The organism is Nitrospira sp. (genome assembly GCA_016873435.1).
Classification (GTDB): Bacteria; Nitrospirota; Nitrospiria; order Nitrospirales; family Nitrospiraceae; genus VGXF01.
The window spans coordinates 66,171-89,655 of record VGXF01000001.1; the positions used below are offsets into that span (position 1 = coordinate 66,171).

General features: G+C 60.7%; 24 protein-coding genes and 2 tRNA genes. 18 read left to right on the forward strand and 8 right to left on the reverse strand.

Annotation, left to right across the window (positions count from 1 at the left end):
- Window positions 1–44: 44 nt before the first annotated feature.
- From FJ248_00320 to xerD, 3 genes are all read right to left on the reverse strand, one after another.
- Window positions 45–122: transfer RNA gene (locus tag FJ248_00320), tRNA-Asp, on the reverse strand.
- Window positions 123–238: 116 nt separating this feature from the next.
- Window positions 239–314 (reverse strand) — tRNA-Val (locus FJ248_00325).
- A gap of 168 nt (window positions 315–482) precedes the next feature.
- A complete protein-coding gene (gene xerD / locus FJ248_00330; protein ID MBM4119335.1) occupies window positions 483–1,391 on the reverse strand; it encodes a site-specific tyrosine recombinase XerD in 909 nt (302 codons plus the stop codon).
- 126 nt (window positions 1,392–1,517) lie between these two features.
- Between xerD and FJ248_00335 the strand changes: the two genes are divergently transcribed.
- The 7 genes from FJ248_00335 to secG all read left to right on the forward strand — a co-directional run bounded on the left by FJ248_00335 (window position 1,518) and on the right by secG (window position 8,717).
- The gene (locus FJ248_00335) at window positions 1,518–3,449 is read left to right on the forward strand and encodes a tetratricopeptide repeat protein (protein ID MBM4119336.1); all 1,932 of its coding nucleotides are present in this window, start codon (window positions 1,518–1,520) and stop codon (window positions 3,447–3,449) included.
- Complete coding sequence (locus FJ248_00340; GenBank protein ID MBM4119337.1) at window positions 3,449–4,177, forward strand: site-2 protease family protein; 729 nt, start codon at window positions 3,449–3,451, stop codon at window positions 4,175–4,177. The genes FJ248_00335 and FJ248_00340 overlap by 1 nt, the downstream gene beginning before the upstream one ends.
- A gap of 8 nt (window positions 4,178–4,185) precedes the next feature.
- The gene (gene trpS, locus FJ248_00345; protein ID MBM4119338.1) at window positions 4,186–5,187 is read left to right on the forward strand and encodes a tryptophan--tRNA ligase; all 1,002 of its coding nucleotides are present in this window, start codon (window positions 4,186–4,188) and stop codon (window positions 5,185–5,187) included.
- Window positions 5,188–5,305: 118 nt separating this feature from the next.
- Window positions 5,306–6,310 carry a type I glyceraldehyde-3-phosphate dehydrogenase gene (gap, locus tag FJ248_00350; protein ID MBM4119339.1) on the forward strand — a complete coding sequence of 335 codons (1,005 nt, stop codon included), beginning with the start codon at window positions 5,306–5,308 and terminating at the stop codon, window positions 6,308–6,310.
- A 27-nt stretch (window positions 6,311–6,337) separates the two neighbouring features.
- Window positions 6,338–7,537: a phosphoglycerate kinase gene (locus FJ248_00355; protein MBM4119340.1), complete on the forward strand. Its 1,200-nt coding sequence runs from the start codon at window positions 6,338–6,340 to the stop codon at window positions 7,535–7,537.
- 46 nt (window positions 7,538–7,583) lie between these two features.
- The gene (locus FJ248_00360; protein MBM4119341.1) at window positions 7,584–8,333 is read left to right on the forward strand and encodes a triose-phosphate isomerase; all 750 of its coding nucleotides are present in this window, start codon (window positions 7,584–7,586) and stop codon (window positions 8,331–8,333) included.
- 27 nt (window positions 8,334–8,360) lie between these two features.
- Entirely contained in the window at window positions 8,361–8,717 is a 357-nt protein-coding gene (secG, locus tag FJ248_00365) for a preprotein translocase subunit SecG (GenBank protein ID MBM4119342.1), read from the forward strand.
- Window positions 8,718–8,920: 203 nt separating this feature from the next.
- Here the strand turns inward: secG and FJ248_00370 are convergent, their stop codons facing one another.
- Window positions 8,921–9,835, reverse strand: coding sequence for a branched-chain amino acid transaminase (locus tag FJ248_00370; protein MBM4119343.1), 915 nt, complete (start codon window positions 9,833–9,835; stop codon window positions 8,921–8,923).
- Window positions 9,836–9,941: 106 nt separating this feature from the next.
- Window positions 9,942–10,499, reverse strand: coding sequence for a DUF1566 domain-containing protein (locus tag FJ248_00375; GenBank protein MBM4119344.1), 558 nt, complete (start codon window positions 10,497–10,499; stop codon window positions 9,942–9,944).
- Window positions 10,500–10,720: 221 nt separating this feature from the next.
- Here FJ248_00375 and rplU point away from each other — a divergent pair, with 221 nt between their 5' ends.
- The 8 genes from rplU (at window position 10,721) to bioB (ending at window position 17,169) form a co-directional block, all read left to right on the forward strand.
- Entirely contained in the window at window positions 10,721–11,032 is a 312-nt protein-coding gene (gene rplU, locus FJ248_00380; GenBank protein MBM4119345.1) for a 50S ribosomal protein L21, read from the forward strand.
- An 82-nt stretch (window positions 11,033–11,114) separates the two neighbouring features.
- Window positions 11,115–11,372: a 50S ribosomal protein L27 gene (locus tag FJ248_00385; GenBank protein MBM4119346.1), complete on the forward strand. Its 258-nt coding sequence runs from the start codon at window positions 11,115–11,117 to the stop codon at window positions 11,370–11,372.
- A 96-nt stretch (window positions 11,373–11,468) separates the two neighbouring features.
- On the forward strand, window positions 11,469–12,488 hold the full coding sequence (gene obgE, locus FJ248_00390) for a GTPase ObgE (protein ID MBM4119347.1): 1,020 nt from the start codon (window positions 11,469–11,471) through the stop codon (window positions 12,486–12,488).
- Window positions 12,470–13,591, forward strand: coding sequence for a glutamate 5-kinase (gene proB, locus FJ248_00395; protein MBM4119348.1), 1,122 nt, complete (start codon window positions 12,470–12,472; stop codon window positions 13,589–13,591). Before obgE ends, proB begins: the two co-directional genes overlap by 19 nt.
- A gap of 71 nt (window positions 13,592–13,662) precedes the next feature.
- Window positions 13,663–14,349 carry a nicotinate (nicotinamide) nucleotide adenylyltransferase gene (gene nadD, locus FJ248_00400; protein ID MBM4119349.1) on the forward strand — a complete coding sequence of 229 codons (687 nt, stop codon included), beginning with the start codon at window positions 13,663–13,665 and terminating at the stop codon, window positions 14,347–14,349.
- Window positions 14,333–14,758 carry a ribosome silencing factor gene (gene rsfS / locus FJ248_00405; GenBank protein ID MBM4119350.1) on the forward strand — a complete coding sequence of 142 codons (426 nt, stop codon included), beginning with the start codon at window positions 14,333–14,335 and terminating at the stop codon, window positions 14,756–14,758. Before nadD ends, rsfS begins: the two co-directional genes overlap by 17 nt.
- Window positions 14,759–14,761: 3 nt before the next feature.
- On the forward strand, window positions 14,762–16,162 hold the full coding sequence (locus FJ248_00410; protein ID MBM4119351.1) for a tetratricopeptide repeat protein: 1,401 nt from the start codon (window positions 14,762–14,764) through the stop codon (window positions 16,160–16,162).
- Window positions 16,163–16,176: 14 nt separating this feature from the next.
- Complete coding sequence (gene bioB, locus FJ248_00415; GenBank protein ID MBM4119352.1) at window positions 16,177–17,169, forward strand: biotin synthase BioB; 993 nt, start codon at window positions 16,177–16,179, stop codon at window positions 17,167–17,169.
- A 58-nt stretch (window positions 17,170–17,227) separates the two neighbouring features.
- On the opposite strand, the gene FJ248_00420 is transcribed toward bioB, so the two are convergent.
- The 3 genes from FJ248_00420 to FJ248_00430 form a co-directional block, all read right to left on the reverse strand.
- The gene (locus FJ248_00420) at window positions 17,228–19,819 is read right to left on the reverse strand and encodes an FtsX-like permease family protein (GenBank protein ID MBM4119353.1); all 2,592 of its coding nucleotides are present in this window, start codon (window positions 19,817–19,819) and stop codon (window positions 17,228–17,230) included.
- Between the two features lie 364 nt (window positions 19,820–20,183).
- Window positions 20,184–21,062: a dihydroorotate oxidase gene (locus FJ248_00425; protein MBM4119354.1), complete on the reverse strand. Its 879-nt coding sequence runs from the start codon at window positions 21,060–21,062 to the stop codon at window positions 20,184–20,186.
- A gap of 50 nt (window positions 21,063–21,112) precedes the next feature.
- Entirely contained in the window at window positions 21,113–21,784 is a 672-nt protein-coding gene (locus FJ248_00430) for an ABC transporter ATP-binding protein (GenBank protein ID MBM4119355.1), read from the reverse strand.
- Between the two features lie 451 nt (window positions 21,785–22,235).
- On the opposite strand from FJ248_00430, the gene FJ248_00435 reads away from it, so the two are divergent.
- Genes FJ248_00435 through FJ248_00445 form a run of 3 tightly spaced genes read left to right on the forward strand, consistent with a single transcriptional unit; the run spans window position 22,236 to window position 23,485 of the window.
- Window positions 22,236–22,436, forward strand: coding sequence for a helix-turn-helix domain-containing protein (locus tag FJ248_00435; GenBank protein MBM4119356.1), 201 nt, complete (start codon window positions 22,236–22,238; stop codon window positions 22,434–22,436).
- 16 nt (window positions 22,437–22,452) lie between these two features.
- The gene (locus FJ248_00440; protein ID MBM4119357.1) at window positions 22,453–22,893 is read left to right on the forward strand and encodes a division/cell wall cluster transcriptional repressor MraZ; all 441 of its coding nucleotides are present in this window, start codon (window positions 22,453–22,455) and stop codon (window positions 22,891–22,893) included.
- Window positions 22,883–23,485, forward strand: coding sequence for a RusA family crossover junction endodeoxyribonuclease (locus FJ248_00445; GenBank protein ID MBM4119358.1), 603 nt, complete (start codon window positions 22,883–22,885; stop codon window positions 23,483–23,485). Before FJ248_00440 ends, FJ248_00445 begins: the two co-directional genes overlap by 11 nt.

Sequence of the window (23,485 nt, forward strand, 5' to 3'; positions counted from 1 at the left end):
AGGGGCGGCGCAGTGACCAATCAGAACATCTGGAACCAGAAAATTGGCGGGGCCGACGGGATTTGAACCCGCGACTTCCAGATTGACAATCTGGCGTCCTAACCAGGCTGAACGACGGCCCCGTTAACAAATATGAGACGGATATAGGCTGAAGATCAACGAAGGGGAAAAGGCCGTAAAAAATATATGGCCCACGTTCGCCTGCGTACTCTGCGTCCCCGCTTTTTCTCTCCCCTGTTGGTAGGCGGAACAGGGATCGAACCTGTGACCTCTGCCTTGTAAGGGCAGCGCTCTACCAACTGAGCTATCCGCCCGAATATTTAAAATTGCCAAATAATCGGCGATGGTATCAAGGCCTTTACGGGATGTCAACCGCACTAAATCGTCATCGGTAATGACTGCACCGTGGCGAGCAACCACGAGGCTCGTCCCCTTCCATACGCTGCCCCCCCGCACAACGCATCACCTGGGACTGGCCCCCTTCACTTCTTCAGCATGCGACGTGTCTTCCGCGGGAACCGGTCCCGGTGGAGTTGTTTGAGCCGCGCGCGCTCCACATGCGTGTAGATTTGCGTGGTCGCGATGTCCGCGTGTCCCAACATCGCCTGGACGGAGCGCAGATCCGCGCCATGATCCAGCAGATGCGTCGCAAAGGAATGTCGCAGCATGTGCGGCGAGACCGGCTTCGTAATCTGCGCCTGCCGCACCCGCGCGCGTAGCAGCTTCCAGAATCCCTGCCGCGTCAGTCTGCCACCGCGCCGCGTGACGAAAACATGGGGAGAGGTCCGTTTCTTCAACAAGACCGGCCGTACTGCCTCAAGATAGGCATCGAGTTTGCGCCGGGCGGGCTCACCCATAGGCACAACCCGCTGCTTGCTCCCCTTACCCTGCACCAGCACATAGCCGACCGTCAAATTCACCTGCGCCTGCTCAAGCCCAACCAGTTCCGACACGCGCAACCCGGTGGCATACAGCAATTCGAGCATCGCCGCATCGCGGACGTCCTCCGGTGTGTTGCTGGCTGCCACCCGAAGTAGCCGGTCGACTTCATCCGCCGTCAACGTCTTAGGCAGGCGCAGCCAGCGGCGTGGCACCGTGACGTCGGTGACCGGGCTGAGTCGGATCAGCCGCTCCCGGGACAGAAACCCGAACAATCCGCGCACGGCGGAAAGGCAGCGGCCCGTGGAGGCCGGCGAGAGCTTGTCTTGCGTCAGACTTCCGACGAAGTCCGTGATGAGTTGGCGTGAGACCCGAGCCGGATCGCTGATACGACGGGCTTTGAGAAAGAGGTGCAGCTTCCGCAAATCATTCCGGTAGCTTTCGAGCGTGTTGCGCGCGACTCCGCCTTCGATGCGCAAGGTGCCGAGATACCGGTCGATAAGCCCCTGCATGTCCATGGAATGGCTCGACTATAGCGAAGCCTCCGCGCGAAGACAATCACGCAACACGCACCCTGCATTGCCTTGACACCCTTGCGCGCGCCTCCGTATAGTCGGATCAACATCCAATACCCCCTGATGCAAATTTCTGCTGGCCGCACACGATCCCACGCCCTGCTTCTGTTGGCCGTCATGCTTCTCGCAGCCCTTTCGGACGACGCCGCCATCGCGCAAACGGCGACACCCGGCCCGCCGAGCGAGCGGGCCGCGGAGATCATGATTGAACAGGCACGGGGGCTAATCGAAACGCACCAGGACGACGCCGCCGTGGCCACGCTCAAGACTTTTCTCTCTGCCTATCCCAATTCGGGGTTCGCGGGCGACGCCCACCTGCTGCTGAGCACGGCGCTGCTTCACAACAAACAGCCCACCGAAGCCTTGTTTTACCTCGAACAGCTCATAACGGAATATCCGACGTCTCCGCTGATCGACCGCGCCCGCCTGCTTCTGGCAACGGCCCATGCCGACCTCGGCAATCTGGACCAGGCCCTGGCCTATCTTGCGGAAGCTCGCAGCCTCAATGATTCAGCGGACACCAAGCGCGAGGCGCTCAAGCTTAGCGGGGAGACCCTGATCACCAAGGGCGATTTCCCGCACGCCATCCAGGTCTGGCTGGACGAATTAAATCTATCCCCTGAGGAGGAACGCCCCGCCGTGCGCGAGCGCATCCGGACGCTCATTCAGGACAAAATGGACCGCAAGGGGCTCCTTCGCCTGCGGGATGCGTACCCGACCACCTTCCCCGGCGACCTCGCGCTGATTCGCCTGATCGAGCTGTACACCGCACGCGGCGAGGACCACCAGGTCGAACGGAATCTCAGAGTCTTTCTGAATCGGTTTCCCTCACACAACTATGCTAAGACCGCTTCGGAAAATCTGCAGGTATTGAAGGGCCGGCTCAAGGCCAGCCAGCATGTCCTTGTCGCCCTGCTGCCGACCTCCGGACGGCAGAGTCCCTACGGCACCGAGGTCTATAATGGGATCAAGCTGGCGCTCGAAAAAGGCCGGGACACGCTCGGCCTGACGTCGGTTGGCTTGATCGTCGTCGACAGCGAGACCGACCGCAATCTGCTGAAGTTTCAACTCTGGGACGTGCTCAACGAGTACAAACCGCTGGCCGTCATCGGACCGCTCTATTCAAAGGACCTGCCGCTTGCGGCGGAACTGGCCGAGAAAACCAATACGCCGTTCATCACACCGACCGCCGCGCTGGCCGACGTCCGCCGCGTGGGCGGCTATCTGTTCAACACGGCGACAAGCTTTTCACAGCAAGCCCGCCGGCTCGCCGACTATGCCATTCAGTATCTCGGCTACAAGCGATTTTGCATCCTGCACGCCGACACGGCCTACGGACAGGAGCTGGCTCGCCTGTTTGGCCAGGAGACGAAACAATTTGGAGGGGAAATCATCGCCGTCGAGTCCTACAAAGAAACGGACATGGACGTCGGCGCTCAGATCAAGCGTCTGAAAGCCGAGGACCTCAAGAAGCACGGCCACGCGAAGACCGTCCCCATGAGCAAGGGCGGCACACGCGTCGTGTACGAGCCGGGCTTCGACGCGGTGTTTCTGCCCGGCCGATCCGCGCAGATCGGCCTCATCACTGCGCAACTGCTCTTTCACGATGTGAAAGTTGGGTTTCTCGGCAACAGCACATGGAACTCGCCGGATCTGCTGCGCTATGCCGACCGCACGATCGAGGGGGATGTCTTCGTGGACGGCTTCTTCGCGGACAGCCCCGATACGACCGTACATGATTTCGTTGTCCGCTACCGCCTGCGCCACCAGACGGACCCGACAAGTTTCGCTGCGCAAGCCTACGATGCTACACGGCTTGCGCTTGAGGCGATCAAGCGCGGTGCCACGACCGGTCGCGCGGTTCGCGAGGTACTCGCCAACGCCCCTGACCTGCCTGCGCTCAGCGGCACGGCGGCCTTCGGCGCCAATGGCACGCTCAACCGACGGCTCTATGTGATCGAGATCAAAAAAGGGAAGTTCGTCCAGGTCGATTGATGAACTCGCTGCCGCAAATCCTCCAGACGATTTCCTACATGGCGCTACCGCTGCTGCTAGCCATGGTGCTTCACGAGTACGCGCACGGCTGGGTCGCCGACCGCTACGGCGACTCCACCGCAAGGATGGACGGGCGCCTGACGATGAACCCGCTGGCGCACATCGATCCCTTTGGCACGGTGATCCTGCCGCTGCTCTGTCTGATCCTGCCTGGCGGTTTTTTTCTCGGCTGGGCTAAGCCGGTCCCGGTCAATCCAGGACGGCTACGCAATCCGCGCCGCGACATGGCGTTGGTCGCTGCGGCCGGCCCCGGCATGAATTTGTTATTGGCCATTGCGAGCGGACTCCTGCTAAGCGGGCTGCTGGCAATCGATCCGACCCTCATGGCCTCCTGGCCGCCGCAGCCCGGGCAGTCCCCGCGCCGCGATCTCCTTGGCATGCTGCTGCTGCCGATCGCCGCCATGGCGCTCTACTCCGTCTTTATTAATGTCCTACTGATGGCGTTCAACCTCATTCCCATCCCGCCGCTCGACGGGGGACGCATTCTGGTGAGCCTGCTGCCGGCCGGCCCTGCCCTCACCTTGAGTCGACTCGAGCCCTATGGCATGCTGCTGATCGTGGCTCTGATCATGTTCGATCCACAGATCCACTTTATTCGTCTCATCACTGGCACGCTCGTCAGGGCGATGGCCGGCACCATTCTCTCCACCACAGGGGTGATCGAGTGAGCGCGCCGATGGCCGGCAAACCGCGCGTCCTCAGCGGCATGCAGCCGAGCGGGCTGCTACACCTAGGGAATCTGCTGGGCGCCCTGGAGAACTGGAAGGATCTTCAGGAAACGCACGAGTGCTTCTTCTTTGTCGCGGACTGGCACGCGCTCTCGACTAATTATGAAAACACATCACGCATCAAGGAATTCAACCGCGAACTGCTGATCGACTGGCTCGCAGCCGGCATCGATCCGAACCGCTCCACGGTGTTTCTCCAATCTCGCGTGCCCGAGCACGCGATTCTTCACTTGCTGTTATCCATGATGGTGCCTATCCCCTGGCTGGAGCGGAATCCCACATATAAGGAAAAGCAGCAGGAAATCGCGGAGCGCGATCTCTCGACCTACGGGTTTCTCGGCTACCCCGTCCTGCAGGCGGCCGACATTCTCCTGTATAAGCCGGACGTCGTGCCGGTCGGCAAGGACCAGTTGCCTCATTTGGAACTTACACGCGAAATTGCCCGCCGGTTCAACATGCTCTACAAGCCGGTCTTCACGGAACCGAAGGAGCACCTCACAAAGTTTCCCAAGGTGATGGGTACCGACGGCCGGAAGATGAGCAAGAGCTACGGCAATACAATCAATCTCTCCGACGCCGAACCGGTCGTGCGCCAGAAACTAAAAACGATGGTCACGGACCCCGCGCGCGTGAAACGGACTGATCCGGGCAACCCGGACGTCTGTCCTGTCTTCGAATTTCACAAGGTCTTCTCGCCCCAGGCAACCATTGACCAGGTCACCCGTGACTGCCGGACTGCCGCCATCGGCTGTATTGATTGCAAAAAGATGGTCGCGGATGCGATGGTAGCACGCATGGCGCCCATCTGGGAGGGCCGGACGAAGATGAACGCGAAACCGGGCCAGGTGGAGGAAATCGTGCAGGATGGCAGCGCGCGCGCCGCCGCGGTGGCGCATCGGACGCTGGAGGAAGTCAACGACGCGATGAATACGGGGCAAGGCGGACTATGAGGGCCCGGTCATTGACTTCGATGACGCGGCCTAAGTACGATACCGCCCTCGGTGCCGGTCGGAACGCGACCGGCATTTTTTGTTTGTCGGATTTGTAATCGCGGAGCCTCACGCAAGCATGTCCATTCGGATCGGCATCAACGGCTTCGGACGGATCGGACGCAACGTACTGCGGGCCTCGCTAGGCAACTCTGCCTTCGAGTTTGTCGCTATCAACGACCTGACCGACGCCAAAACCCTCGCCTATCTCCTGAAATACGATTCGGTCCACGGCACGCTCAACGCTGAGGTGGACGCCCGGGAGGACAGCCTGGTGGTTGACGGCAAATCCATCAAGGTCCTGGCCATGAGGGACCCCAAGGAACTGCCTTGGAAGGCGCTGGGCGTGGACATCGTGATCGAATCCACTGGACGCTTCACCGACCGTGAAGGTGCCAGTAAACATCTTTCTGCCGGCGCCACTCGGGTGATCATCACTGCCCCGTCCCCGAATCCGGACGCCACCTTCGTCATGGGTGTCAATGAACAGACCTACGACGCTGCCAAACACACTATTATTTCCAACGCCTCCTGCACGACCAACTGTCTCGCGCCCGTGGCCAAAATCCTGCTGGAGCAGTTTGGCATCAAGCACGGCATCATGACGACGATCCACTCCTATACAAACGATCAGCAGTTGCTGGACCTGCCGCACAAGGATTTGCGGCGCGCGCGCGCCGCCGCCCTCTCGATCGTCCCCACGAACACCGGCGCCGCCAAGGCGCTGCATCTAGTGCTGCCCCAATTGAAGGGCAGGCTCGACGGCATGGCCATCCGCGTACCGACGCCGAATGTCTCGCTCGTGGACCTGACAGTGGAAGTCGAGAAGGACTGCGACGCGGCGTCCGTCAACGCAGCCTTTAAGCAGGCCTCCCAGAGTTCCCTCAAGGGCATCCTGAAATATTCCGAAGCGCCGATTGTCTCTGTAGACCAGAACGGCGACCCCCATTCGGCCACGCTCGATGCTCCGCTGACGACGGTCGTCGATCGCCGTAGTGTCAAAGTGCTGGCCTGGTACGATAACGAGTGGGGCTATTCGTGCCGGGTCCGCGACCTGATCGCATTCATCGCATCGAAGTCCTGATTGGATCCCAATCGCAACCGCACGGCTATGACGACACGTAAGCAAACAATCGAAGACGTCGTACTGCGCAACAAACGCGTGCTGATCCGGACCGACTTCAACGTCCCACTCGACCACGCGCTGCAGATCGCCGACGACACCCGCATCCGCTCCACGCTCCCGACCATCAACCGCGCAGTGGACGAAGGCGCTAAGGTCATCCTCTGCTCGCACCTGGGACGCCCTACAAGCCAGACCGACACGAAATACAGTCTGGCGCCCGTCGCCAAACGGCTCCAGCGGCTCCTTGGTAAGGAGGTCACCTTCGCGCCGGACTGCATCGGGCCTTCGGCGGAAAGGCTCGTCGGCAAGATGAGCCCGGGTGACGTCCTGCTGCTGGAAAACCTGCGGTTTCACGCTGGCGAGGAAAAAAATGACGAGGCCTTCGCGAAATCCCTAGCGGCCTTGGCCGATGTCTACATCAACGACGCCTTCGGTGCGGCGCATCGCGCCCACGCGTCCATTGTCGGCATCACTAAATTCGTCAAGACCGCCGCCTGCGGCTACCTATTGAAAAAGGAAATCGAATACCTGGAGGGCGCAGTCGCTAATCCGATGCGCCCCTTTGTCGCGATTCTCGGTGGTGCCAAGGTGTCCGGAAAAATCGGCGTCATTGAAAATCTCGGCAAGCGCGTAGACAAGGTTATCATTGGCGGCGGCATGGCCTTTACCTTCATCAAAGCCATGGGCATGGAAATCGGCAGCTCGCTGGTCGAGGACGGCATGCTCGACTTCGCGCGCGGCGTGCAGGAGCACGCGCTGGCGCGCGGCGTGAAGTTCTACCTGCCGGTCGACTGTGTCGTGGCCGCCAGCCGCGAGCCAGGTGCCGAGACGAAAATCGTTCCCGTGCAGGAAATCCCCAAGGGCTGGTATGGGCTGGATATCGGACCGGCCTCCGTTAAACTCTTTGGCGAGGCGGTGCAAAACGCCAAGACGATTCTCTGGAACGGTCCTATGGGTTTATTTGAGAACGACGCCTATGCGCGCGGCACACAGGCAATGGCTCACTCGGTCGCCAATGCCTATGCGCTCACGATTATCGGCGGCGGCGACACGGCCCTGGCCGTCCATCTCGCCGGCGAAACTGAAAACATGTCCTTTATTTCTACCGGAGGCGGCGCCGCGCTCGGACTGCTGGAGGGCAAGGAACTTCCCGGGCTGGCTGCGCTGCCGGCCATCACCGCGTGAGCACCGCGCCCTGCCGCATCAGACACGCCACTCCCCACGAGGTCCCGTGCGCCGCCACCTGATCGTCGCCAACTGGAAAATGCACAAAACGGCTGTGGAAGCCGCCGCCTACGTTCGCCGACTCGCGCCGCTTGTCCGTCAGGCTGCGCACACTGAAATCGTCTTGGCGCCGCCGTTTACCGCCCTCTCCGTCGCATCGGTGCCGGCGGGCCGCCGGTTTGCCTTCGCCGCGCAGAACCTTCATTGGGAAGACGCCGGGGCGTTCACAGGAGAAGTGTCGGCACGGATGCTTGTAGCGCTGGGCTGCACCTACGTCATCGTCGGGCACTCGGAACGCCGGCGGCTGTGCGGCGAAGACGATTCGGTCATCAATAAAAAAATCCTGGCCGCCACCGGACACGGTCTCCGTCCGATTCTCTGCATCGGCGAATCGCCGGCTGAAAGGCGGCAGGGACAGACGACCCGCGTGGTGACCCGTCAGCTTCAGAAGGGCTTGCGCGGGATTACGTCGCAGGACGCGCGGCTGCTCACGATCGCCTATGAGCCGGTCTGGGCCATCGGCACCGGCATCGCAGCGTCGCCCGAGCACATCCACGCCGTGCACCTGACGATCCGGGCCTGCCTCGTGAAAAAATGGGGCGCGCGCGTAGCCAACCGCATGCGGATTCTCTACGGCGGCAGCGTCAATCCGGACAATGTCGTGGCGTTTGTGCAATCACCAGAAGTGGATGGCGTACTTGTCGGCGGCGCTTGTCTTGACCCGCGGACCTTTGCTAAGATCGCGCGCCGGTGTTAATCGCCTAACCGACCCCAAAAGGAGCCCATGTATACCCTGGCCGTCATCATTCACGTGCTGGTCTGTTTTCTAATGATTGCGTCCATCCTGCTGCAATCCGGCAAGGGTGCGGAGATCGGCGCGGCCTTCGGCGGCTCCAGCCAGACGGTCTTCGGGAGCCGCGGCCCGGGCACATTTCTTAGCAAGGTCACCATCGCAGCCGCCATCATTTTCATGTTGACCTCCATCAGCCTGGCCATCCTGTCCAAAGAGCGGACCTTCTCCTCGACCGTGATCGACCTCAACAAGCCGGCTCCCGCTGCCCCGGCCCATCAGGACGGCGCCACACACGACGTCCCGGCGACCGGCACAGCGACGCCTTCGGCCTCAGAACCGACCAAGTAACAAAAAGCTAAGCGCATGGCTTATAGCGAACGGCTATGCGCAGATGTGCCGTTGGCAGAATTTCCCGGCAGGTCTCATCTCGGCTGTTCAATGGGTCTCTGCGCAAGACCGCAGGAAACCTGACGACTGCGGCCTACGCTTTTCGGGATGTCGCAAGGAAGCAGGCGACTGAGCGCGCGGCTAGGAGCCTTTAGCAACCGACGTCAGACGCGGGTGAGCCACGCGGAGTGAGCCTTGTCCTCTCCGCGCACAATCTCGAAGAAAGTTTTTTGTAGTGACTTCGTGATGGGCCCTGGCTTTCCATTGCCAATCGTGCGCCCGTCCAACTCGCGCACTGGCGTCAGTTCTGCCGCAGTGCCAGTGACAAACACCTCATCGGCCACGTACATGGCGTCACGCGTGAACCGCTCTTCCGCCACGGGAATGTTCCGCTCCCTTGCCAGTTGCATGACGGCGTTGCGGGTGATGCCTTCAAGAATCGAGGTCAGCGGCGTCGTGATCAGCCGGCCACCGCGCACGATAAACACATTCTCCCCCGTCCCCTCAGCCACATAGCCGTCCGGGTCGAGCAGGATCGCCTCTTCGTAGCCGTCCGCCTTGGCCTCGCACTTGGCCATAATCGAATTGACGTAGTAGCCCGACACCTTGGCCCGCGTCAGGGACACATTGACATGATGACGGGTAAAGGACGAGATTTTCCCTCGAATGCCCTTCTCCAGCCCTTCGTCGCCCAGGTAGCTGCCCCATTTCCAGGCCGCGATGGCCACCTTGATCGGATTGTCGCCCGGAAAGAGCCCCATGGCGCCGTAGCCGATATAGACCAGCGGACGGATGTAGCAGGCGTCCAGCTTGTTGACCCGCACGGTTTCCACGATCGCGTCGGAGATCTCCTTCCGGTCAAACGGCATCGTCATCAGGCAGATGTGCGCCGATTCGAACAGCCGGTCCACGTGCTCAGGCAAGCGAAAGATGGCAGAGCCGCTCTTGCCCTTGTAGCAACGGATGCCTTCAAAGGCTGCGAGTCCGTAATGGAGAGAATGGGTCAGAATGTGGACGTTGGCGTCCGCCCATTTCACGAACTTCCCATCCATCCAGATTTTTTCACTTGGCTCCAGCATCGCGCGAACTATAACAGCGGCTGCGAAGAAGCGTCAAGCATTCGGCCGGAGTGATATGCGGGTTGATTCGCGGAAACAGCATCGCACTGCCGCGCCGCGCGTGTCACTATTTTTTGTCGAGTACGCACCACATTCGCCGCGTCTGCGATTTCTGGTCAGAAATTATCTGTCCCGTAAAGAAGCTCACATAGTAGGCCAGGATGTGATCGGACGGGTGCGGCGTTGAGGACCAGAAAATGTCCGACCGGATGTTCGAGAAGGGATGTCCGTCCGGCAGCGACGGATCGTTACGGCCAAGCTCAATGAGCATGGCTAGTTCGTCCTTGGTCGGCGCGCGCCAGCCTGTCTGACCGCCAACTGTCTTCGTCTTGCACCGCGTGACCGACGCGCTCCAGACATCAAACTCCTTGTCCGGCGCCTGTTCCCAAATCAGGCCGGTCTTGCTGTCCTTGACCGCCTCGCCATTTAACAGCGGCGTGAACCGGTCAGCAGCAGTCGCCACGCTGCCCACCTCCAACAGTATTGCGAAAACAATCACCCCACCGCGCACGAAGATTCTCTCCTTAAATGTGGTCGCATCATACGCCTCCGCCCGACCTCTGTGAAGCTGTCCCAAAGAGTCAAAATGAAAGCCGCCTGCGCTTGACACTCTGAAAGACCTCATGTTACAAACGAGGTCGCTCACGGACTAGTGAAGTCATCTTTAGGCCCACCAGTTGCCGTAAGCACTGAAACCGTTCTCAGTTTGAGGATGTTCAAAAAGGCCGACCCGCGCGAGTGCAGTGCGCGAAAAGCCGAGGTGTACTGCGTCTAAGTACGTTGGGGCGGGACGCAAGCGAGAACACCGCTGGCGGGGATTTTCACCATCCTGCAAGAAGGCATAAGATGTACGCAATTGTTCAAACAGGTGGGAAGCAGTATCGGGTTCAGCCCGGCGAAGTGCTCCAGGTTGAGTCCCTTCCGGGTAACGCCGGCGATACGGTCGAGTTGAAACAGGTTTGCTTAATCAACGGCGACAAGGGGCTTCAAGTAGGCACGCCCTGGGTGGACAGGGCCTCAGTGAAAGCGGAAATCGTCCGTCAGGGCCGCACCCGCTCGATCATGATTTTCAAGAAGCAGCGGCGGAAAAACTACCGGCGAACCAAGGGACACCGGCAGGGTTTCACGCAGCTTCGCATCACGGCAATTTCAGCGTAGCGAAACCGGGACGCGCCGGTCGTGAAGCGTCAAGCCCAACACTAAACGAAATCTGCTTCACGAAATACGAGGAACGTAAACCATGGCAACAAATAAAGGCGGCGGATCTACCAGAAACGGCCGTGACAGCAATCCCCAGTATCTCGGCGTGAAAGCGTACGGCGGTCAGACGGTACCCGCCGGCACGATCATCGTCCGCCAACGCGGCACTAAGTTTTTTCCCGGATTCAACGTGGGCGTTGGCAGGGACCACACGATCTTTGCCCGCATCGCTGGCGTCGTTAAGTTCGAAGGGGAACGCGCTCGTCGGCGGGTTAGCGTCTACCCGTCTGAGTCCTAACCACGCCTTTCTCGCGGCTTCTTCCAGAATCTCGCTAAATCCGCTATCCTCTCCCCAGCCGCGTTCAGGCGGCTGGGTCGCGCTATTGGAATTTCTATGTTTGTTGATGAAGTCAAAGTTTTCGTGAAAGCCGGGTGCGGCGGCAACGGCGTGTGCAGTTTCCGACGGGAGAAGTTCGTCCCGCGCGGCGGACCTGACGGCGGCGACGGCGGCAACGGCGGCAACGTTATTATGGTCGCCTCACGGCGGCTGACGACACTACTCGACCTTCGCTACCAGCAGCAGTACGAAGCCGGGAACGGCGGCAACGGCGGCGGCTCCCGCTCGCACGGAAAAACCGCGCCCGACGTTGTCATTCCGGTTCCATTGGGCACGATCATCAAGGACGGGCAGACCGCCGAAATCCTGGCTGACCTGACGGCGGAGGGCCAGCGCCACGTCGTCGCACGCGGGGGGCGCGGCGGGCGTGGCAACTCGCACTTCGCGACGTCGACCGTGCAGGTCCCCACGCGCGCCGACCCCGGCACACCTGGCGAGGAACGTTGGCTGCATCTCGAATTGAAACTGCTGGCCGATGTCGGCCTCGTCGGATTTCCCAACGTGGGCAAGTCCACGCTGATCGCGGCGATTTCAGCCGCACGGCCCAAAATCGCCAACTACCCGTTCACCACACTCGTGCCGAACCTTGGCGTTGTGGCAGTGGACGACGAACAGAGCTTCGTTATCGCTGATATTCCGGGCCTCATCGAGGGCGCGCATGAGGGGAAAGGCCTTGGTACGCAGTTTCTCCGGCACATCGAGCGAACGACGTTTCTGCTTCACCTCGTGGACATCTCTGAGTGGGCCGATGATCCGGTTGAGAGCTTCGAGACACTGCGCCGCGAACTGACCGCCTACGATCCCTCGCTCAAAACGCGGCCCTTCGCAATCGTCGGTACCAAACTGGATCTCAAGGGTAAGGGTACGCGGCTTGACGAATTGAAGGCTTTTTGCAAAAAGCGGCGGTTCAAATTTTTTGCGGTATCGTCCGCCACGCGCGAGAGTCTGGATCAGTTAGTCCAGTACATAGGCCGGCGCGTCGCCACGCTGAGGGCTGAATGCGAGACCGTCTCTTAAAAGACGCGACACGTGTCATCGTGAAGATTGGCAGCAGCCTCGTGGCGTCCAAGGGTATCGGTTTGCGTCCGGAGCGGATCGAGCAGCTCGCCGCTGACATTGCCGCACTCAAGAAAAGCGGCCGCGACGTGCTGGTCGTCTCGTCCGGCGCCATTGTCTCCGGCATCCGCAAACTCGGCCTCACGGCCTACCCAAAGAACCTGCCGGAGAAGCAGGCCGCCGCCGCCGTCGGCCAGAGCCGGCTCATGTGGGCCTATGAGAAAGCCTTCGAAGCGCTCGGGCAGAAGGTCGCGCAGGTTCTGCTGACGCAGCAGGACCTGGCGGATCGTAAGCGGTTCATGAACGCCCGGAACACGCTCACCGCCCTTCTCGAATTCGGTGTGATCCCGATCATCAACGAAAATGACACGGTCGCCGTGGAGGAAATCCGCTTCGGCGACAACGACAACCTGGCCGCGCTCGTCGCACATCTTATTGACGCAGACCTACTGGTGATTCTTTCCGACGTGGCCGGACTCTACACGGAGGACCCACGCACGAACAACCAGGCTACGCTGATTCCGGTGGTCGCCGACATCACGAAAGATATCGAGCGGCGGGCTGGTGCTACGCAGAGCTTCGAAGGCACTGGCGGCATGGCTACCAAGATTCAGGCGGCCAAGAAAGTCGCTGAATACGGTGGCGCCACGCTCATTCTGAGCGGCGAGCCGTCCGGACTCCTACCATCCATTTTCGACGGGGCTGAAGCCGGCACGATCTTTCTGCCGAAGGGCAAGCGGCTGACCAGCCGGAAGCACTGGATCGCCTTCACGCTCAAAGCCAAGGGCCAGCTCACGCTCGACGACGGCGCGATTGACGCCCTCGTCAAGCGGGGCAAGAGCCTGCTGCCCTCCGGCATCACGGCCGTGAGCGGCGAGTTCAACGCCTGCGATGCCGTGGCCTGCGTGGACCGCCATAAAAAAGAAGTCGCTAAGGGGCTGGTGAATTTTTCTTCGGACGCACTGAAGCGGATCAAAGGCATGAAAACCGCCGAGATTCAGAAAGTCCTTGGCACACAGGAATACGATGAAGCGATCCACCGCGACAACCTCGTGATCCTCTGAAGGTCGAGGGTGAGGCTGCGTACGGAGATGAAAAAACTATCCTCGTTTCACCCTTAACCTTAACCTGCCCTATGCGCATTGGCTTATTTGGCGGCACATTCAATCCCATCCATAACTGCCACCTGACAATTGCGACACAAGTTCGCACCCGCTTTGCTCTTGATCAAGTTCTGCTCATTCCCGTCGGGGATCCGCCGCACCGATCGAACCGTGATCTGGCGCCGGCTGCGCACCGCCTTGAAATGGTCCGGCTGGCTATTGCCGGCAACCCGACCCTTGCCGTTTCCGATGTTGAAATCCGTCGTCCCGAAAAATCCTATTCGATCGATACCGTCCGGATTCTGCGCCATCAGTATGGTGCCGGGGTAGACCTCTATTTCATTCTCGGCCTTGACGCCTTTCTTGAATTCCCCAGCTGGCGGCAGGCCCCGGAGTTATTGGCGCTCTGCCATTTCGTCGTCGTGTCCCGCATGGGCGTCTCTTTCGTGCCGCTGGCAGACCGCCTGCCCCTGCCGAAGCTCTCCCGCCAGGCGCTCGAAGACCTGGATCGTCGAGTGACCGACCGACTCGACGTCCCGGTCCCCGGCGGCACGAGCCTAGCCCTGCTGTGTCTGCCACCCTGCGATATTTCAGCCTCGGACATTCGGCAGCGGATTCACAGCCGGTCCGACGTCGCCTTATTGTTGCCGGCCTCTGTCAAATCTTATATAATGGAGCATAACCTTTTTCAGGAGGAGCTCAATCGTCCCGGATTCTAAGGCTAGGGCCCTCGCTATCGCGCACGCGTCGCTCGAGAAAAAAGCTGACGACGTCGTGGTCCTTGATGTTGGGAAGCTCACCTCCGTAGCCGATTATTTGGTAGTCTGTTCGGGCGGGTCGGACCGCCAGGTTCGCGCCATCGCGGATCACATCGATGGCAGCCTTGCCCAGCAACAGATCTCCCCCCTCAGCATTGAAGGCCTCTCCTCGTCGCAGTGGGTGTTGCTGGACTATGGGGATGTGATTGTGCACATCTTCCGCGCTGATATCCGCCATCACTACGCGCTCGAACGCCTCTGGAGCGACGCAGCACAGACGCGCGTCACTGATACAGAACCTGCGTCGGCTCTGGCCGCCGCAACGGCGCCCGCACGCGCCGGATGGTCCCGCACACGGGAGCATCGCTAGGTTATGCTGCGCCTGCTGCTCACCGTCTTCGTCGTGATCGTGGCCGTTGTGCTGGCCTTTCGATTCCACGAACTCAACCCAAACTCCGTGACGCTCCGCTTGAGCGCTGGCGCCGGATACGAACTTAGCCTCGCCTCGCTGGTCCTGCTGTCCATTGCCATCGGCGCTGGACTGGCCTCGTTGCTCGTCGGCATTCGCGAAACGATTCACGCCATCATGAACTTGCGCGGCGACCGGCTGCTCCGGCGTAAAAGCAAGGTCGCGACCCTGCACCGCGAAGGGACCAATGCATTTCTCTCGAAGCGGACGGCGGAGGCCATCGGCCTCTTCCAGAAGTGCCTCTCACTCGACCCCAACCATGTGGACTCCCTGCTGTGGCTGGGCAACATCTACCGGACGGAAAAGAATTACACTGAAGCTATCCGGCTCCATCGCAAGGCGCGCAGCATCGAGGAGGGCAACATCGCAGTGTTGCTGACCCTGGTCAAGGACCTCGAAGACGCCAAACGGTTTGAGGAGGCCCTCCAAGTCCTTCGTGACATTCTCAAGCTGGACTCCGCCAACCTGACGGCGCTGATGAGCAAACGCGACCTGCTTATTCGCCTGGAATCGTGGCACGAGGCACTGGAGATCCAGCACCGCCTGATGAAGGCGCACCTGACGGAAGCCGGCCAGCAACGGGAACGTACCGAGCTCGTCGGCCTGACCTATGAGGTCGGCCGGCACCTGCTCGAGCGTGGCAAGCCAGACAAGGCCCGCCACTATTTCCGTGCGGCCATCAAGCGGGACAAGCAGTTCCTGCCGGCCTACATCGGCCTTGGCGAGATCCTGGTGCAGGAAGGCAAAACGAAGAACGCCGCAGAAATTTTCGAAAAAATCTATACCAAAACGGGCAATATGGTTCTCCTGCACCGTCTGGAAGAACTCTATCTGGAGATGGGCGAGCCCGGTGAGATTATCCGCGTCTACCAGCAGGCCATCCAGCGGGATCCCCGCAGTCCAGCGCTCAAGTTTTATTTGGGCAAGCTGTTCTACCGCTTGGAGATGGTGGACGAAGCCTACGATCTGCTCTCCGGTCTGGAGGGACCATCGGACCAGATGGCCGACTACCACAAAATCATGGCTAATTTGTATCTGCGCAAGCAGCAGATGGATCTGGCCATAGACGAATTGAAGAAGGCCCTTGGCTTCAGGAAAAGGGTCGTCGTGCCCTACCGCTGCACCCAGTGCCAGCATGAGTCCGCCGACTGGTCGGGCCGCTGCAGCCGCTGCGGTGCGTGGAATTCGTTCGTGGCGTTGCCCTGGGTGGACGCCTCCAGCGGGGCCACGCAGGCCGACGAACGCCAGAGCGAACCCCGGTCCATCGCCTACCGCGGCATTGGAACGCCCTACGAAACCTTATGAAAGGAACCGCGCCGATGACTGCGTACCAGACCTATGCTGAGAAAGCGCTCCGCGACGAAGTCCTGACGCGTACTGAGTGTCGGGACGTGCTGGCGACGCCGGATGCCCGCGTGATGGATCTGCTGTCAGCCGCCTTCACAGTGCGCGAACGCTATTTTGGCAGGAAAGTCCGCCTCCAGATGCTGCTCAACGCCAAGAGCGGCGCTTGCCAGGAGGACTGCGGCTATTGCTCCCAATCATCCGCGTCCACTGCTGACATTGAACGGTACGGGCTGGTTTCAAAGGAGTCGATGCTGGACGGCGCGCGCCGCGCCGCTGCCTCCAAGGCGCAGCGCTACTGCGTCGTCATCAGCGGGCGCGGCCCGAGCGACCGGGAGATCGAAGCCATCGCGGACGCAGTTCGCGCCGTCAAGCGGGAGATTCCCATCCAGGTCTGCTGTTCCATGGGATTGTTGAACGAGTCCCAGGCCCGTGCGCTGAAGGCAGCCGGCGTGGATCGCATTAATCACAACCTCAACACCAGCGAGGCCTACCATCCGTCCATCTGCACGACGCACACCTACAAGGACCGCCTCGACACGATCGAGCATGCCCGCGCTGCTGGACTGGAAATCTGCTCCGGCGGCATCATCGGCATGGGCGAGCAGGACGAGGACCTGATCGATCTGGCGCTAGCGCTGCGCGAGGTCCGACCGGATTCCATCCCCTTAAATATGCTGCACCCGGTTGAGGGAACGCCACTGCAAAACTGCAAACACCTGACGCCGCAACGCTGTCTGAAAATTTTCAGCCTCTTCCGATTCCTGCACCCGCGCACAGAACTGCGCGTGGCGGGTGGGCGCGAGTTCAACCTCCGCTCGCTCCAACCGATGGCCCTCTACGCCGCCGACTCCCTCTTCGTGAACGGTTACCTAACCACTCCGGGCCAGCTCGCGCCAGATGCCTGGAAGATGATCACCGACCTGGGCTTTGAAATCGAAGTGGACTACGCTTCGCAGAAGTGCTGAAATCAGCCCTCAGCCCGATAAATGGAAGCCGCCCGCTCCCCCATTCATAGTTCTACGCTCACTCGTACCTAAGCCCGTTCACAACCGATTGGTTTGACGCCCACACGGCCGGCAGATAACTGGCCACCAACGCCACGCCGACCGCCAATACGACGCCCTCAAGCACCAGCCAGGCGGGAAACTGGAACTGGATGGTCCAGCCAAAGGATTGCTTGTTAACCACGTGAATCAGCACCAGGGACATCAAGACCCCGCCGGCCACGCCCAGAGCAGCGCCTAACGCACCGAGATAGAGACCTTCCCAGAGAATCAACCGCCGAATCTGCCTGGCGCTGGCGCCGATTGCCCGCAGCGTGGCCAGTTCGCGCTGCCGCTCCAGCACCGATGTCAGCAGCGTATTAACGATACCCAGCAGCGCGATTGCCACCGCGATGCACTCTAACGCATAGGTTACCCGGAAGGTCCGATCAAAGATCGCAAGAATTTCACGCCTGATCTCCGCATTGGAAATCGTCACACTCTGTCCGACCTGTCCCATGACCTCGTCCACCCGCCTCCGCACCGTGGCGGCATTAGCGCCCGGCATTAGATAGACCGCAATGACCGTCGTCGTGTCGTCATCCCACAGCGACCGATAAAGCGAGCGATCCATGACCAGCTTGCCACCATCAGTCGCGTAATCGTAGAACACGCCCATTACGGGAAATGACCGCTCGCCTTTAGGTGTCCTGAGTGCGATCGCCCCACCAACCTGCACGCCCAGTTTGCCGGCCAGCACCTCCGACACCACGACGCCCTGCTCCGATACGGCCCGGTGCAACCGCTCCGTCGAGTCGCCCTCCAGAAACAGATAGCGGCTCCTTTCAGCGTGCACCCGCAGGTCCCGCGCGACCAGCGAAACGGGCCGGCCATCAATCTCGACGGACACGTCCCGGTACGTGTCCACGGCTGCCACGCCGGGGACGGCAGCCGCCAATTCGCGCCAGGCGAGCGGCAGCCTCTTGGTCCGCGTGCCGTTGTCTTCACCTGCCAGCCAGTCGGGAGACGCCACGACCAAATCGGCCATCACCGTCTGATTGATCCAGGCCTCGACCGTCTGGCGAAAACTCTGGATCATGATCCCGACGCCCAGCATGATCGCAATACCCACCATCAATGCCGACACGGTGATCGCATTGCGCCCGGGCGCGCGCACGATCTGCCCGGCCGCGATGAGCCCCAGGACGCCCAGCTCGCCCGAGCGCGCCGTCTGCACGCGCGTCGCCAACACGCCGCCACGTTGCACCAACAACGGTGCCAGACAGGAGAGACCCAGCAACAGGCACAAGGCTGCCGTGTAGCCAAAGACCGGCATGCCGTGGACCGGGCCCGGGATCGCCAGTACGCCGGCTAGCGCCAGACACCCGACACCAAACCAGGCGAATACACTCAGGTGAACGGTTTGCGTCTGTTCGTATTCGCCTGGCGCCAGGGCCCGGGCCGGCGCGGTGCGGGCCGCGTTCCAACTCGGCGCCAATGCCCCCAACACGGCGACTGCCGCACCGATGAGTCCGCCTTCGCACAGCAGCGCCAGCGTGAGCGGCATGGTTACGTCCACGGCCCCCACCGGCGCATAGAGATCCGATACGGTGCGCCCCATCAACAAGACCAATCGCTGCGCCAACAGCACGCCCCCTCCGCTGCCTAGCATCCCGCCAATCACACCCATCACCGCCGCTTCGACGGCGAACAGCACACCAATGTCGGCACGTGAGCAGCCTACGGCACACAGAATACCAATCTCACGTCGGTGCCGGACGACCGAATAGTCAACCGTGTTGTAGATAAGAAACAAGCCAATCAGCAGACCAACGCCGCTGAGCGTCGCCAGATTGAGCTGGAAGGATCGTACCATCCGTTCCACTTGCTCATTGCGACGTGCTGGGCGCTGGACGGTCAGCGGCGGCGGGAGCGCGGCGGCAATGGCCGCCGCCACGTCAGATGTCGAACGGGCAGGATCCGTCACCAGATCGATCCGGTCCAGTTTGCCGAGCGATCCAAACAGCGATTGTGCGGCGGCAATGTCCATCACCGCCAGGCGTTCCCACGCCATGTGGATCCCCGCCTCTGACTCCACCACGCCGCGTACCACGAGTCGGTGCACTGACGTTCCAATGCGCACATCGAGCGCATCGCCTGCCGCAAGCTCCCAGTCAGACGCCAATTGCGCGCCGATGAAGACCGCGTTCGGCTCCAGCAGCGGATCAAGGGTCAGCGCCGCCCCCTCTCTGGTCCGGATCCGGAACGATCGGAGGTCTGCCGTTTCGAGCAGATCAAACCCCAGCACCGTGAGCGAGCGTCCCTGCTGCGCCCCCGACGCCACGCGCACCCCCTGCTGAAGGACCGGCGAGGCCGAGACAACCCCCGGTATATTCCGCAACAGGCCGATGACCCGCTCGTCCACGCCCAACTCACTGCCGGAGACCTCAAGCGTGGCTTTTCCGGCCACCGTAAGCACCGTCTCCTGAAACGATCGCAGCACCTCCACATTAGCCGTGCGGATGGCGACCGACACCGCCACGCCCAGCGCGATGCCGAGCACGGTCATTACCGTGCGGATCGGCCGCTTTACCAAATGGGACCGGGCAATCATCAAAAACGCTGTCAGCATTTTGTCGCCCCCAGCCCCTTCAGGAGTCCTACGTATTTACCGATACGGAACGTGTGCTAGATTTTATCTACTGTAATCTTCAGCACCATCCTTGATATGGAGGAAGGGCTCGGTGCTGTTTGTACAGCGCAAGACGAGGTGTTAGACAGGTTCCAATCAGGCGGCTGCCTCCCGCCCTGACGTCTCGTCACAAGCAAATTCTCTGCCTTGTAGCCGAAAGACTGACGAATTGTGAAATCGGAAACCGTTGCGGTTCACCGATGCAATCCGATGCAGACGCTGAAAGTCCGGAATGTGGCGCCACGGCTCCAGCAGGCTCTCGTACTAGGCTGTCGGCCAACTAACTTTCTGTCGTGACGGGCCCTTATAATCCCCTCAATTTTCCGATGCAGGCGTCCGGAGAGGCATAACCCTTCTTCTCAAGTACCGCGGCCAGTTCGGCCTGGATACGGCCGAAGACGCCCAGCCCCTCGTCCACCAGCACGGTTCCAATTTGCACGGCCGAAGCGCCACAGAGGAGATGTTCGAATACGTCCTGCCCGGACACCACGCCGCCAGTGCCGATGATCGGCAGCTGCCCCTTGAAACGCGTCCAGAAGGCGTGGACATTGGCGAGCGCTACGGGCTTGATGAGCGGCCCGCCAAGGCCGCCGAATCCACCTTTCGGCTTAATCACCACGGTTTCCGTTGCCGGATCCAGGACTAACCCGTTACCGACTGAATTGATGAGTGACAGAAAATCCACGCCTGTGCGCCTGAGTACCTGCGCCATGGCATCGTGGTGCGCGGGATCGAAATAGGGCGGCAACTTCACGCCCATCGGTACGGTGATGACCTTCCGCACCCGTGTGATCAGCCGCTCCGATGCCTCCAGGTCGTAGCCGATCTGCGGCTTTCCCGGAATATTGGGACACGACAAATTCACTTCGATCAAGTCCGGCTTGCTGGCGTTGATGGCGGTCGCAATCGTGAAAAAATCGTCCTCGCAGAGGCCGGCCACGCTGGCGATCACCGGCTTGCCAAATGATTTGAGTCGCGGAATGAGCTCTGCGTAGGCACGATAGCCCAGATTGGGTAGACCCATCGAATTGATGGAGCCCCCAGGGAAGGCATAGTACCGGGGCGTCGGATTGCCCTGCCGCGATTCGACCGTCATGGATTTGGTGACGATCGCCCCGGCTTCAGACCGTCCCAGTGCCTCCAATTCCTCTCGCGTCACACAGAGGGCACCCGCCGCATTCATCAGGCAGGTAGGAAACCGCACGCCCGCGATGGTGACAGAGAGATTGGGGCTCACGCGGTCACCTCTAATCGGCCGTCCCGCATTCGGCAGATCCGGTCGGCGCTCCGCGCCGCCTCTTGGCTGTGCGTGACGAGCAGAACGGTTTGCTTCAATTCCTTCGACAGGGACCGTAGCAGGGCGATGATGCTCTCCCCGCTCTGCGAATCCAGATTGCCCGTTGGCTCGTCGGCCAGAATCAGCCTTGGCTTGTGCACGAGCGCCCGCGCAATGGCCACCCGCTGCTGCTCGCCCCCGGACAATTCACCGGGCCGGTGTTGCCCGCGCTGTTCCATACCGACTCGCGTCAGACTATCGGCCACGCGTGTCCGAACGGTCCCACGGGGAGCGCCCTGGAGCAACAGCGGCAACGCGACATTTTCCTCCGCGGTCAGCGTGGGCAGGAGATGAAAAGACTGGAAGACCATGCCGATGAGCGAGCGCCGCAGTTCTGTCCAATCGCCATTCGACAGAGCGCGGGTCGACCGCCCGTCAAGCTGCACCTCCCCCGATGTCGGATGGTCAAGCCCCGCCACCAGATTGAGCAGCGTGCTCTTGCCGCATCCGCTGGGCCCCATCAGAGCGCAAAACTCGCCGTCTTTCACATGCAAACTGACATCCCGGAGCACCGGCACATCAGCTTCAGCACGGCGATACGATTTTGAGACATGCTCAAGTCGGATCACGGTGCCGCCTGCGATGACTGCCATGACATTAGTCCCTCATACCATACCCGCTCGCGCCCTCACAACCAGATGGATCGGAGTCGTTACGGATCAATGTTGAACGTTCAATTTTTAATTTTCAATTCAATATTCGGCACCCGACAGTGAAGATTTCATATAAGAGTTTCCACCATGCCACTGTTTTTCTAAGTTATAGATTTTAAAGGATTGCCCCTTGGCGGGGCCAGATGATTTAAACCTCGGACTCCTGAGCCAAGAATACGGCAGAACACGCTGCGAGGCCGGGGCCACGGAGGTTTACGTCGGCGCCCTCGCGAAAACGGTTTGCCCGATCTCCCAACGATACGCACGGCCCGCCAGTGTCATGTATTGTCATGCGGAATAGCTTGACATTTTTCTGACCTGCTTCTATCGTCAGTTCTTGGTGTTTAGGATCCGGACAAGCACGACGATGGCCGCATCCACACAGAACGATTTACTGACAGCGGCGGAAACCTGCCGCCACCTCAAGGTCACGCCGCGCACGCTCTATCGGTACATCCAGAACCGCCACATGCCGGCCTTTAAGCTGGGCAAGGAGTGGCGGGTCGTGCGCTCCGATCTGGACCAGTGGTTGTGCAGCCAGCCCCCTGCACAACATCGTTCAGTCTGAAAGGACGTTCGCGCGAATGTTTTCCGGCGAGTACAGTTGCAAATTGGACGAGAAAGGTCGCTTCCTTGTACCGACCCTCCTGCGCGAACAGCTCGAAGCCGAGGGCAACGGCGTCGTGTTTCTCAAGGGACCGGAACGCGCGCTTTGGGCCTACTCGCCGGCCGAATGGGACAAGGTGCTGGAACGGACGCGCGCGAAGCTCGACGAAGACCAGAGCCGGCTGTTCATGCACTTCGTCGTCGCGGAAGCCGGGACGTCCGACGTAGACAAGGCCGGGCGCATTCTCATCCCCGGCAAACTTCGCAAACTGATCCCCGTGGAAGACGATCAAGAAATCGTGATCATTGGCCTCTACAACCATCTCGAAATCTGGAACCCCTCCGAGTGGCGGCGCTATGTCAGCACCTCGGAAGACAAGCACGAACAGAACCTGAACAAGATTCTGAATCTTCTGTAATCCTTTGCCGCGACGCGCACTCAGACGCCTCAGCCATCCCGCGCCAGTGCCCGTGCGCCTGACCTCCTATCGAACCGGCGCGGCAGCCTCCTCCGCGCGCCCGATCATTCCCGTTGCCATACCGCGCACGAAGCGGATACACCCGGCGCTGGCGGGTCTCCCGACGCAGGCAAAGCACAGAGCCGTAGCCTTTCACGCAGCCGTCGCACCGGACCGACTGACGATCACGTTGCCGGTACCGCCCAGCATCAATCATCAATATGCGACTGTGAACAATCGGCGGCTTCTATCCGCGGAAGGGCGCGGGTACAAGTCAGAGGTCGGACACCATGTGCTGGTGGCCCTGGCCAAATCCCCGCACCGCGAGACGCTGCGGCACACACTGCAGACGAACTATCTATCTCTGGCTGTCCGGTTCTATTTCGCCTCGCCGCTCCGGCGTGACGTGGACAGCGGCCTGAAGATCACCCAAGACGCCCTCTGCGAGGCCTTGGGCATCAACGACAACCGAGTCCTGGAAATCCACCTTTACAAAGCCCTGGACACCACCTATCCCCGCATCGAACTGGCCCTGACTACGATTACCCGATAG

What these genes read in the sequence shown, in the direction of transcription:
- xerD (MBM4119335.1), bottom strand. Translation starts at nt 1,391, where the DNA reads ATGCAGGGGCTTATCGACCGGTATCTCGGCACCTTGCGCATCGAAGGC.
- FJ248_00335 (MBM4119336.1), top strand. Translation starts at nt 1,518, where the DNA reads ATGCAAATTTCTGCTGGCCGCACACGATCCCACGCCCTGCTTCTGTTG.
- FJ248_00340 (MBM4119337.1), top strand. Translation starts at nt 3,449, where the DNA reads ATGAACTCGCTGCCGCAAATCCTCCAGACGATTTCCTACATGGCGCTA.
- trpS (MBM4119338.1), top strand. Translation starts at nt 4,186, where the DNA reads ATGGCCGGCAAACCGCGCGTCCTCAGCGGCATGCAGCCGAGCGGGCTG.
- gap (MBM4119339.1), top strand. Translation starts at nt 5,306, where the DNA reads ATGTCCATTCGGATCGGCATCAACGGCTTCGGACGGATCGGACGCAAC.
- FJ248_00355 (MBM4119340.1), top strand. Translation starts at nt 6,338, where the DNA reads ATGACGACACGTAAGCAAACAATCGAAGACGTCGTACTGCGCAACAAA.
- secG (MBM4119342.1), top strand. Translation starts at nt 8,361, where the DNA reads ATGTATACCCTGGCCGTCATCATTCACGTGCTGGTCTGTTTTCTAATG.
- FJ248_00370 (MBM4119343.1), bottom strand. Translation starts at nt 9,835, where the DNA reads ATGCTGGAGCCAAGTGAAAAAATCTGGATGGATGGGAAGTTCGTGAAA.
- FJ248_00375 (MBM4119344.1), bottom strand. Translation starts at nt 10,499, where the DNA reads ATGAGGTCTTTCAGAGTGTCAAGCGCAGGCGGCTTTCATTTTGACTCT.
- rplU (MBM4119345.1), top strand. Translation starts at nt 10,721, where the DNA reads ATGTACGCAATTGTTCAAACAGGTGGGAAGCAGTATCGGGTTCAGCCC.
- FJ248_00385 (MBM4119346.1), top strand. Translation starts at nt 11,115, where the DNA reads ATGGCAACAAATAAAGGCGGCGGATCTACCAGAAACGGCCGTGACAGC.
- obgE (MBM4119347.1), top strand. Translation starts at nt 11,469, where the DNA reads ATGTTTGTTGATGAAGTCAAAGTTTTCGTGAAAGCCGGGTGCGGCGGC.
- proB (MBM4119348.1), top strand. Translation starts at nt 12,470, where the DNA reads ATGCGAGACCGTCTCTTAAAAGACGCGACACGTGTCATCGTGAAGATT.
- nadD (MBM4119349.1), top strand. Translation starts at nt 13,663, where the DNA reads ATGCGCATTGGCTTATTTGGCGGCACATTCAATCCCATCCATAACTGC.
- FJ248_00410 (MBM4119351.1), top strand. Translation starts at nt 14,762, where the DNA reads ATGCTGCGCCTGCTGCTCACCGTCTTCGTCGTGATCGTGGCCGTTGTG.
- bioB (MBM4119352.1), top strand. Translation starts at nt 16,177, where the DNA reads ATGACTGCGTACCAGACCTATGCTGAGAAAGCGCTCCGCGACGAAGTC.
- FJ248_00420 (MBM4119353.1), bottom strand. Translation starts at nt 19,819, where the DNA reads ATGCTGACAGCGTTTTTGATGATTGCCCGGTCCCATTTGGTAAAGCGG.
- FJ248_00425 (MBM4119354.1), bottom strand. Translation starts at nt 21,062, where the DNA reads ATGAATGCGGCGGGTGCCCTCTGTGTGACGCGAGAGGAATTGGAGGCA.
- FJ248_00435 (MBM4119356.1), top strand. Translation starts at nt 22,236, where the DNA reads ATGGCCGCATCCACACAGAACGATTTACTGACAGCGGCGGAAACCTGC.
- FJ248_00440 (MBM4119357.1), top strand. Translation starts at nt 22,453, where the DNA reads ATGTTTTCCGGCGAGTACAGTTGCAAATTGGACGAGAAAGGTCGCTTC.